The sequence below is a fragment of the Paraperlucidibaca sp. genome, assembly GCF_982810325.1.
Map to the genome: position 1 here is coordinate 54,235 of NZ_CEYEMI010000011.1, position 10,076 is coordinate 64,310.

The window sequence follows — 10,076 nt, forward strand, 5'->3', positions numbered from 1 at the left end:
TCACCGCCTCAAAATCCTTCTAATCCCATCGTTTTTCGACTGCCCTTCGGGGCAGTCATCTCCCAAGTATGGAGTACGCCAACATGAAATTGGTCACTGCTGTCATTAAGCCATTCAAGCTCGATGATGTTCGCGAAGCGCTCTCAGATATTGGAGTGCAGGGCATCACCGTTACTGAAGTGAAGGGTTTTGGTCGCCAAAAAGGCCATACCGAACTGTATCGCGGCGCTGAATACGTCGTGGACTTTCTGCCCAAAGTGAAAATTGATATCGCCATTGGCGACGAGCAAGTCGATCAAGTTATCGAAGCTATTACCAATGCGGCCAACACCGGAAAAATCGGTGACGGCAAAATTTTTGTCACGGCGCTAGAGCAGGTCATTCGTATCCGCACCGGCGAGTCCGGCGTCGATGCCATCTAAGATTAAGCTAGGAGAAGTCTCGTGACTGAACTTACTGAACTAAAATATGCGTTTGATACGTTTTATTTTCTCATGTGTGGCGCCTTGGTGATGTGGATGGCGGCTGGCTTCACGATGCTGGAGTCTGGCCTCGTTCGCGCCAAGAATACCGCTGAAATTCTCACTAAAAACGTGGCGCTGTATGCCATTGCTTGCATCATGTACATGCTGGTCGGCTACCAAATCATGTACGGCAGTGCTGAAGCAGGCTGGATGCCATCACTCAGTTTTATGATTGGCGCTGAAAACACTGCCGATGCCATGGTTGGTGAAGATGCTCCTTACTACTCGGTGATGTCGGACTTCTTCTTCCAAGTCGTGTTCGTCGCGACCTGTATGTCGATTGTTTCCGGTGTCGTAGCTGAGCGTATGAAGCTATGGGCATTCTTAGGCTTTGCTGTCGTGATGACAGGCTTCATCTATCCTGTACAAGGCTATTGGAAATGGGGTTCAGGCTGGTTGAATACAGCTGGCTTCCTAGACTTTGCAGGCTCTGGTGTCGTTCACATGGCAGGTGCTGCTGCTGCTCTGGCTGGCGTACTGTTGCTCGGCGCTCGTAAAGGCAAGTACGGTCCTAATGGTCAAATCAACCCAATTCCTGGTGCCAACATGCCGCTTGCAGCACTTGGTACGCTGGTTCTGTGGTTAGGTTGGTTCGGCTTTAATGGCGGCTCGCAGTTAAAAATGTCGACCTTCGATGATGCCAACGCGGTTGCTGCCATCTTCGTTAACACCAATATGGCAGCTGCTGGTGGTTTGGTTGCTGCTCTGCTCTTGGCCCGATTACTGTTCGGTAAAGCTGACTTAACCATGGCTCTGAACGGTGCCTTGGCTGGTCTGGTAGCGATCACCGCTGAACCATTAACGCCAAGTGCTGGTCTTGCAACGTTGATCGGTGCTGTGGGTGGTGTACTAGTAGTGTTCTCCATCTTGGCCTTCGATAAACTGAAAATCGATGATCCAGTGGGTGCGCTGTCGGTGCATGGTGTGGTCGGTATCTGGGGCCTCTTGGCTGTGTGCATCAGCAACCCGGATGCAACTCTGGTTGCTCAGTTGACCGGTATTGCTGCCATCTTCGCTTGGGTATTCTTCGCTAGCCTGATTGTTTGGGGCTTGATCAAAGTAGTCTTCGGGCTGCGCGTAACAGAAGAAGAAGAGTACAACGGTGTCGATACAGCTGAGTGCGGTTTGGAAGCTTACCCTGAGTTTACTCGCGGTAAAGTGAACTAAGCTTGCAGTGCGCTTAGTTGATTAAAGAGGGAGCCTACGGGCTCCCTTTTTTCATGCTGAAAAATTTTAAGATTAATGGCTCATTATTTACGCAACAGCACTGGTCAAATGCCTTCAGTCGTTGCAGCATCACATCTTGTATAGCAGGTGGAGAACTGGCCATGGCCGATAACGATTATGACTACGATGAAGACGACATAGCTAACGATGACAATGATGCCACTGAGGCGCCCGAGGTCGATGTAGACCCCGAAGTCGCTGCGCGCAAACGCAATGAGGTGAGCGAGGCGGAAAGCTTAAGCCCATCGGCAAAAGAATCGCTACGTCGCGAATTAGAGGCCGAAATGGAGCGCTTTTTAGCATCCGGTGGACGCATAAACGAAGTGCCACCTGAGGCCGACTCGGGCGCTCACGGGTGAGCCACTCTGTAAACGCTAAAGTGCCACTAAGACTCTCGCGGCTACAAAAAATGGCCGTGCTGTCTATCATCACGGCCTTGGCAACGATGGCGCTAAAAACGTGGGCGTGGTCGCTGACTGGCTCGATAAGCATTCTGTCTGATGCGCTAGAGTCATTAGTTAATCTCGCTGCTGCCGGCTTTGCGCTTTATGTGCTCACGATCGCCGCGCAGCCAGCAGATGCAGAGCATCCATTTGGCCATGATAAAGCAGAGTATTTTGCAGCAGCAGCCGAGGGCTTGTTAATTATCGTGGCTGCTGTTGGCATCGCTGCTGCCGCCTGGGGGCGTCTACAGAGTCCAGCACCATTAACGCAGATGAGTTTTGGCTTGCTTATCACCGTGCTCGCTTCGGCACTAAACGGGGCTACAGCGTGGAAGCTATTTCGTGTCGCACGTGAGGAAGATAGTCTTGTGCTGCGCGCCGATGCCGAGCACCTACTTTCTGATGTTTGGACTTCGGTCGCTATTGTTGCTGGCTTGGCGGTGATCTGGCTTTTGCCTTCGCAGGCCTGGCTAGATCCAATATTAGCCTTAGCAGTTTCAGTGCATTTATTTCTCACCGGTCTGCGTGTGTTAGCACCAGCTTTAGCGGGCCTGATGGACGAGGCTTTGCCGGCGAATGAGTTGCGCAAGCTAGATGAAGCATTAGCAAAAACATTGCCCGCTGGTACTGAGGTTAGTGCGCTGCGAACGCGAAAGTCTGGTCGTCGACGTTTTGTTGATGGCAACTTATTGGTGCCAGGACAGCTTAGTGTTGGTGAGGCGCATACGCTCTGTGATGAGGTCGAAGATGCGGTGCGTGCTGTACTGCCAGAGTGCGATATCACGTTACACATGGCGCCGATGGCTGAGCGCGAGCGGCACTAGCCTGCGAGTAAAATGCCAATCTAGCAGAGCGCTAGATTGAACATAGTTTTCGGCCAAGTAGGCCACCATCAGTGTAGCCTTAATTAAGCGAAGTAATTGCTTCCGCCAAGTCCGCTAACGCATGTACTTCGGCATCTGGTTTGCCAGCCAATGGCCATGCTGCGCGCTGCGGATTAAACCAAATCGCGCGCATGCCCACCGCTTGCGCCGCCGCCACATCTTGCTCGGGATGATCGCCAACATGCACTGCTCCGCTTGGACTAACGCCGGCGTATTTCAGTGCCGCTAAAAACGGCGCTGGATCGGGCTTAGCTGCACCGACACTTTCAGCCGAAAAATTCGCCCGAAAATACGGAGCAATTGGCATTTTTGTAATGTCGGCATTGCCATTGCTAATTGCGTGTAAGTCGTAACGATTCGCCAAGGTTTGCAGCATCTCGATGGCATCATCAAACAGCGTGATGTTATTGCGTTCAGCATAAAAAACCGCAAATGCCGCGCGCGCTGAGAGCTGCGCTTGCTCATCGCTAATGCCGCATTGGGCCAGTGCAATTTCTAACGTCGTAATGCGCAGTGCAGTCATATTATGGCGCTGCTCGACAAACAGCTCCCATGCCTCGCGTCGACACGCTAAAAAGTCGGCGTGTGCGAGCGCTTTCCATTCGGGATGCGCTTGTGCAAGCCAGTTGTGCATGGCGGCATCGGCGCGAACAATCACCGGCTCCACATCCCAAAGCGTGTTGTCGAGATCGAAGGTAATCAGGCGAATCGGGGTCATGCGTACTCCCGCGCCATATGCGCTTTAGGGTTTGGTTTTTGCGCGCGGATGGGCTTGGTCGTAGACTGCCGCCAAGTGCTGAAAATCTAGGTGTGTGTAGATTTGAGTGGCGCGAATATCGCTATGACCGAGCAGCTCTTGCACCGCGCGCAAGTCGTGGCTGGACTCTAGCAGATGCGAGGCAAAAGAATGCCTCAACAAATGCGGATATAAGCGCCTATCGAGGCCGACGCGTTTGGCCTGATGCACTAAGCGCGCCTGAATACTGCGCTCGGTTAAGCGGTCGCCGCGCTGACTCAAAAACAACCAGCTCTCGGTACCAACGCGAACAAACTTTGGCCGCGTACCTAACCACGTCAAGATAGCTTCGCGTGCCATTTTCCCCACTGGCAACACGCGCACCTTTCGACCTTTGCCGACTACGGTGACTAGGCCGGCACTTAAATCGATGTCACTAAGTTTGAGTTGCGATAGCTCGGCTAAACGCAGACCGGAGGAATAAAAAAGCTCAAGCATGGCCTTGTCTCGATGCCACAAAATTAAGGTCTTTTCCTCACTAGGAGGCGGGGCATCGAGTAGTTGCTGAATGTGGTCAACATCGAGCACTTGCGGCAGGGCAACGCCGCGTTGCTTCATCTGATAGCCACGCGTTGGATGTTCGCCCACCTCTTGCGTGCGCGAGAGATGATCATAGAAGCGCCGCACCGCTGAGAGCTGGCGAGCAATGCTGCGCGTGCTCAGGTCGCGATCGCGGCATTCGCCTATCCACGCTTCTAGCAGCGGCCGTGTGAAGTCGCGCCAGTTGCTGACACCGTGATTGGCAAAAAACTCAACAAGGGCATTCAGGTCGCGCGCGTAGGCTTTGGTAGTGTGTGGCGAGGCGAGGCGCTGGCTGTTTAAGTAGCTCAAAAAGGCAGCGATATCCTCTGCGAAGCTCATGCTAAGTCGAGACTATTTGGGTGGCGTAAAAAGCGCCCGAGCAGCTCGCCAACGACATCGCCCAAGTGCGAGATAAACATCGTATCCATGCTTGAGCGAAAGTGGCTGGCTTCGGTTGAGCCTAAGTTTAAGACGCCAACGACTTGCTCGCCGGCACAGAGCGGAATGATGGCTGCCGAGCTTAAGTTCAGGCCATCGTCGCCAAATAAGAAGCGAAACTCATCTCGACGCCATTTGCCCGCTAAGGCGCGGCGGCCAGCTAAAAGACCAGGCAGGCGTTTATCAAATGCGCTCACGGATACCGCACGCCACGGCATTGGTGCCTGCTCTTGTAGCAGCAACATGGTCACTTGCTGGCAGTGGAAGGGCTCGCGTAATTCGTTAAATAAGCGCGTGCCCATTTGCGCGATGCTGGCACTGCCGACTACGCGCAAGAGCACATTGCTGAGTTGCTCAAACAGTGCGTCGTTATGGCTGGCCGCCTGAATCATTTCTTCCAGGCGCTCGCTGAGTTCATCGTTATGGCGGCGTAGCTGCGTGACTTGACGCTCAATGAGTGACACCGCGCGGCCTTGATGCTCATGGCGAATATGCAACGTGGCCAGCAGCTCAGGATGGTGCTCGAAAAACTCAGGATGCTTGGCAAGCCATGCCGCGACTTCAGCATCATTTAAGCGAGTGCTCAATGACGAGCTCACGCCGTGCCCTCACCAATGCGCAGTACGCCATCGAACACGCGCGCCGTGGGCCCAGTCATCATCACCGAGGTCTCGCCACCGGCCCATGAAATAGTCAGCTCGCCACCGGGCAGGCTTACGCGCACGGTGGAGTCGAGTAGACCCCAGCGAATGCCAGCGACCACGGCAGCGCAAGCCCCGGTGCCACACGCTTGCGTTTCGCCAGTGCCACGCTCATACACACGTAGTCGGATATGGCCGCGATGCACAACTTCCATAAAGCCGGCATTGACGCGCTCTGGGAAGTTTTTGTGGGCTTCAATCAATGGCCCAACCTCGGCCACGGGTGCATTCGCTACCGACTCCACACGTAAGACTGAGTGCGGGTTACCCATGCTCACGGCGGCAATGCGCAGCGTGCGATCAGGCAGCACTAAGTCGTAGTCCAGTGCTTCCATATCGGCTTTAAAGGGAATGGCAGCAGGCGCGAGTATAGGTGCGCCCATATCAACGGTGACCCAGCCATTGGCGGTAATGTCGAGCTGGATAACGCCGCTGGCAGTTTCCACCGAGAGTTGGTCTTTGCGGGTGAGGCGGCGGTCGCGCACGAAGCGGGCAAAGCAGCGTGCGCCATTGCCGCACTGCGACACTTCAGAGCCATCGGCATTGAAAATACGGTAGCGGAAGTCAACATCGGGGCGTGTTGGCGCCTCAACAATGAGCAGCTGATCGAAGCCGACGCCGGTGTTGCGGTCGGCTAAGCGGCGGATAAACTGCGCATCGAGACGGGCGCGTTGCGATACCAAGTCCAGCATCAGAAAGTCGTTGCCGAGACCGTGCATCTTGGTAAATTCCAGACGCATGTGCGGGCTCCTAAGCTTGGGCGAGTCTAGCGGCCTGCATGGCCTAGCGACTCGCGAACGGCTCTATTGTGTTGTTAGGGCAGCAACGATTCAAGGGCTAAGAGATCGGCGGTGGTCTCGCGGCGGCGAACTTGCCAAGCTTGATCACCATCGACAATGATTTCAGCAGCACGGCCACGGGTGTTGTAGTTCGAGCTCATGACAAAACCATAAGCGCCAGCGCCCGTTACGGCCAATAAATCGCCTGCGGTAATGCTTAAATCGCGGTCCTTGCCCAAGAAGTCGCCTGTCTCACAGACAGCACCAACGACATCGTAGCGCTGGCTGGTGACTTCCGTGCGCGGCGTTACCGGCACAATATCCATCCATGCTTGATACAGCGCCGGGCGAATCAAGTCGTTCATGGCGGCATCGACAATAGCAAAATGCTTATGCTCAGTGGGCTTCACAAACTCCACTCGCGTTAGCAGCACACCGGCGTTGGCAGCAATCGCACGGCCGGGCTCCATATACACCTTCAGGCCGCGAGCTTTTAAGCGCGGCAATAGTGCAGCGGCATATTCAGCCGGTGTCGGCGGTGTCTCATCTTTGTAACGCACGCCCAAACCGCCGCCGATATCGATATGCGATAGCGTGATGCCTTCGTCGGCGAGCTGATCAATCATCGCTAACACGCGATCGAGCGCATCGGAAAATGGCGCTGTGCTGGTGAGCTGCGAACCAATATGGCAATCGATGCCAACGGCGTCTAAATGCCCGAGTGCAATCGCGCGGCGATAGACTTCTGGTGCGCGCTCAATGGCCACACCAAATTTGTTTTCTTTCAAGCCGGTAGAAATGTACGGATGCGTTTGCGCATCGACATCGGGGTTCACGCGCAGGCTAATCGGCGCCTTCACTTTCAAGCGCGCAGCAACCGCATTGATGCGATCAAGCTCAGCTTCGGACTCAACATTAAAGCAGGCAATGCCCAGCTCTAAGGCGCGCTGAATTTCCACTTCGGTTTTACCCAAGCCGGAGAACACGATTTTACTAGGCTCGCCACCGGCAGCAATAACACGCTCAAGCTCGCCGCCAGAAACAATGTCGAAGCCCGCGCCAAGGCGTGCCAAGACATTGAGCACAGCAATATTGGAGTTGGCTTTAACGGCAAAACAGACCTGATGTTCGACTTCGGCAAACGCCTCATCGAAGGCTTGGTAGTTGGCCGTGAGCGCAGCGCGTGAATAGACATACAGCGGCGTGCCGAAACGCTCCGCTAAGCATTCTAGGGCGATGGCTTCGAGGTGGCGTGTGCCATCGATCAGGGAAAGCGAGGTCATGCAAAATCCTACAATAAAGTCAGTTAAGAGGCCGGCTGGTCGTCGCTACTTGGCGCATCAGTTTGCTCGCTGGACGCTGGCTTTTTTTCAAGCTCAGGAAACTCTGGCGGCGCACTACGCTCGGGCGCTTTATAAGGCTCGGCATTGGCAGGTGGAAAATACAACGGGCCTTTCTGGCCGCAGGCGCTAAGCAGAGCGGCGCCGAGGCTCACGGCGAGCAACATCACGATGCGAATCATGGCAATCATCTCGTAGCCAATTTAGAGTGCGCTATTATGCGGTAGCACACGCATTTACCCAAGCCCACCTATTGCATCGAGATCGCCATGAATGAGTCAGAATTTAACGCCCTTGCCGAAGCCACTTTACTAAGCATAGAGCAGCAAGTTGAAGACGCCGACACCGAGCTCGACTTTGAGATGAGCTCGGGCATTCTCACACTGACGGCGGAAAACGGCAGCAAGATCATCATTAATCGCCAGGTGGCCACTCTGGAGATTTGGGTGGCGGCGCGATCAGGTGGTTTTCATTTGGGTCGGCAGGATGATGTGTGGTTTTGCCAATCTACAGGTGAGACCTTGCAGGAGCTGTTGACGCGGGTGGTGGTGGAGCAGGGTGGCGAGAAGATCTCGTTTACTTAAGATGGCTTGCTACCACTGCTCAAGCACCAGTTTGCCATTCACTGTCTAAAGCAACTGGCTAAAGCACCTCTTTAGCGCCCTCAGCAAGCTCCAAGGTTAGTTCAGCTGCCGGGACTTCTTTGCAGCCGCTTACATTTTGGCCTGCCCATAACGGCGAAAAATCTCCCGTCCCCAAGCGCTCAGCTTCCGCACGCAGTGGGGCCAATGCAGCCGAGGCCAGTGGAAAAGCGGGAGGCACTGAGCTCATAGGCCCAAGCTCTTTCATCAGGCGATTGACAATGCCACGAGCCGGTCGCCCAGAGAACACATTGGTAAGGGCGGTAAATATCGCCGAGTCGCTCTTGATGGCAGCTCGGTGAACTGCACTCGTAGTGGCTTCTGGGCACAGCATATAAGCCGTGCCTACTTGCACTCCTGCAGCACCTAAAGACATAGCAGCCGCAACGCCGTTTGCGTCGGCGATGCCTCCTGCGGCGATCACTGGAATATTCACTGCCTGAACAATTTGCGGGAGCAACGCGAAGGTTCCAAGCTGTGTGCTTAGATCTTCCGAGAGGAAAATCCCACGGTGGCCCCCAGCCTCTAAACCTTGCGCGATAATGGCGTCGACTCCTTGCGCCTCCAGCCAGCGAGCTTCATCTACCGTTGTCGCCGTAGATAGTATCTTCGCACCCCACTTCCGCACGCGGTCCAACAAACCTTGCTCGGGCAAGCCGTAGTGGAAACTTACAACGGCAGGCTCAAATTCCGCCAGAACGTCGGCGGCTTCAGCGCTAAAAGGCAAACGTCCGGCTCCCCCAGCGATAGCGCCTAGGTCTATCCCATACTCTTCGTAATAAGGCGACAGCGCCGCCCTCCAAGCCGCCTCCTGCTCACTATTTGGCTCGGGCTGTGTATGGCAAAAGAAATTAACGTTGAAGGGGCGGTTGGTATGCGCTTTTATAGCCGCCAGCTCCTTGCGCATGGCTTCAAGGCTGAGCATGCCGCAAGGGAGCGAGCCCAGCCCACCAGCACCGGATACGGCGATTGCTAACGCACTGCCTTGCACACCCGCCATAGGCGCTTGAATGATTGGAAGCTCTATACCTAGAAGATTTTGAATTCTCATCAGCCGTCCATCTCAGCGAGCCCACTGCACCAACACCTTGTTATGTGCTCACTAATAAGTTTCATTTTCATCGTGCACCGAAACAACAACGTTGCCAGCCGAATCTGAAGTTATGTGGAACGTGATTGGCTTGCAACATACTTGGCAATCCTCAACATATTGTTGACCAATTTCTTGGGGATCTATGAGCACATCGAGAGACTCATCACAGTACGGGCATCTAATAATCTTCTCGGCTAAGAACTCCATTCTTTACTCCCTACTCTCAATACTATGGCACATAGCGCCTGACTTAAGCCGACCGACACCATGAGCCTATTATCATCAGCCGTAATGGCCAGCAGGCCGCTGTAATGATGGCCTTGTTAGCTGGCTTGTATATTGCTGATAAGAATGTACTAAAGCGCTATTTCTTCTTATCCATTTGTTCCTTTAAATCTGCAAAGGGATTATGGGTTGCTGGAGCCCTCTCGCTTTCTTTTCTACTGCCATAACGCACGAGATTTTCGAATTTCGAGTGCTCCTCATCGTGGCAATAGAGGCACAAGAGTTCCCAATTACTGCCGTCCGGCGGATTGTTATCATGGTTGTGATCGACATGATGCACGGTTAACTCCGGTAGATTCTTGCCAGAGAACTCTCGTGCACAGCGACCACAAATATGGGGAAAGAGCTTCAGCGCCTGCTCTCGATAGCCAGAAGCTCGCTTGGCGTTGTATTTCAGCTGTTC

General features: G+C 54.1%; 14 protein-coding genes. 5 read left to right on the forward strand and 9 right to left on the reverse strand.

Annotated elements, in window-relative coordinates:
• Positions 1–83: 83 nt before the first annotated feature.
• The 4 genes from glnK (at position 84) to AC3DKE_RS05790 (ending at position 3,018) form a co-directional block, all read left to right on the forward strand.
• Complete coding sequence (gene glnK / locus AC3DKE_RS05775; RefSeq protein ID WP_379071295.1) at positions 84–422, forward strand: P-II family nitrogen regulator; 339 nt, start codon at positions 84–86, stop codon at positions 420–422.
• 21 nt (positions 423–443) lie between these two features.
• Positions 444–1,691, forward strand: coding sequence for an ammonium transporter (locus AC3DKE_RS05780; RefSeq protein ID WP_379071292.1), 1,248 nt, complete (start codon positions 444–446; stop codon positions 1,689–1,691).
• Positions 1,692–1,852: 161 nt separating this feature from the next.
• Positions 1,853–2,110: a hypothetical protein gene (locus AC3DKE_RS05785; RefSeq protein WP_487990208.1), complete on the forward strand. Its 258-nt coding sequence runs from the start codon at positions 1,853–1,855 to the stop codon at positions 2,108–2,110.
• 50 nt (positions 2,111–2,160) lie between these two features.
• The gene (locus AC3DKE_RS05790; protein ID WP_487990209.1) at positions 2,161–3,018 is read left to right on the forward strand and encodes a cation diffusion facilitator family transporter; all 858 of its coding nucleotides are present in this window, start codon (positions 2,161–2,163) and stop codon (positions 3,016–3,018) included.
• Positions 3,019–3,097: 79 nt separating this feature from the next.
• Here the strand turns inward: AC3DKE_RS05790 and AC3DKE_RS05795 are convergent, their stop codons facing one another.
• The 6 genes from AC3DKE_RS05795 to lptM form a co-directional block, all read right to left on the reverse strand.
• Positions 3,098–3,796, reverse strand: coding sequence for an HAD family hydrolase (locus AC3DKE_RS05795; protein ID WP_487990210.1), 699 nt, complete (start codon positions 3,794–3,796; stop codon positions 3,098–3,100).
• Positions 3,797–3,820: 24 nt separating this feature from the next.
• A complete protein-coding gene (locus AC3DKE_RS05800; RefSeq protein ID WP_487990211.1) occupies positions 3,821–4,735 on the reverse strand; it encodes a tyrosine recombinase XerC in 915 nt (304 codons plus the stop codon).
• Complete coding sequence (locus AC3DKE_RS05805) at positions 4,732–5,433, reverse strand: DUF484 family protein (RefSeq protein ID WP_487990212.1); 702 nt, start codon at positions 5,431–5,433, stop codon at positions 4,732–4,734. Before AC3DKE_RS05805 ends, AC3DKE_RS05800 begins: the two co-directional genes overlap by 4 nt.
• A complete protein-coding gene (gene dapF, locus AC3DKE_RS05810; protein WP_487990213.1) occupies positions 5,430–6,275 on the reverse strand; it encodes a diaminopimelate epimerase in 846 nt (281 codons plus the stop codon). The genes AC3DKE_RS05805 and dapF overlap by 4 nt, the downstream gene beginning before the upstream one ends.
• 74 nt (positions 6,276–6,349) lie before the next feature.
• Complete coding sequence (gene lysA, locus AC3DKE_RS05815) at positions 6,350–7,597, reverse strand: diaminopimelate decarboxylase (RefSeq protein WP_340676033.1); 1,248 nt, start codon at positions 7,595–7,597, stop codon at positions 6,350–6,352.
• A gap of 23 nt (positions 7,598–7,620) precedes the next feature.
• The gene (gene lptM / locus AC3DKE_RS05820) at positions 7,621–7,836 is read right to left on the reverse strand and encodes an LPS translocon maturation chaperone LptM (RefSeq protein WP_340676034.1); all 216 of its coding nucleotides are present in this window, start codon (positions 7,834–7,836) and stop codon (positions 7,621–7,623) included.
• A gap of 87 nt (positions 7,837–7,923) precedes the next feature.
• On the opposite strand from lptM, the gene cyaY reads away from it, so the two are divergent.
• Complete coding sequence (gene cyaY, locus AC3DKE_RS05825) at positions 7,924–8,238, forward strand: iron donor protein CyaY (RefSeq protein WP_340676035.1); 315 nt, start codon at positions 7,924–7,926, stop codon at positions 8,236–8,238.
• 58 nt (positions 8,239–8,296) lie between these two features.
• Here cyaY and AC3DKE_RS05830 read toward each other — a convergent pair whose 3' ends face one another.
• From AC3DKE_RS05830 to AC3DKE_RS05840, 3 genes are all read right to left on the reverse strand, one after another.
• On the reverse strand, positions 8,297–9,346 hold the full coding sequence (locus tag AC3DKE_RS05830) for an NAD(P)H-dependent flavin oxidoreductase (RefSeq protein ID WP_487990214.1): 1,050 nt from the start codon (positions 9,344–9,346) through the stop codon (positions 8,297–8,299).
• Between the two features lie 51 nt (positions 9,347–9,397).
• Complete coding sequence (locus AC3DKE_RS05835) at positions 9,398–9,595, reverse strand: CPXCG motif-containing cysteine-rich protein (protein WP_411729535.1); 198 nt, start codon at positions 9,593–9,595, stop codon at positions 9,398–9,400.
• A gap of 157 nt (positions 9,596–9,752) precedes the next feature.
• Positions 9,753–10,076, reverse strand: a 324-nt coding sequence (locus AC3DKE_RS05840) for a YajD family HNH nuclease (RefSeq protein WP_487990215.1), incomplete at its 5' end; no start/stop codon positions are given.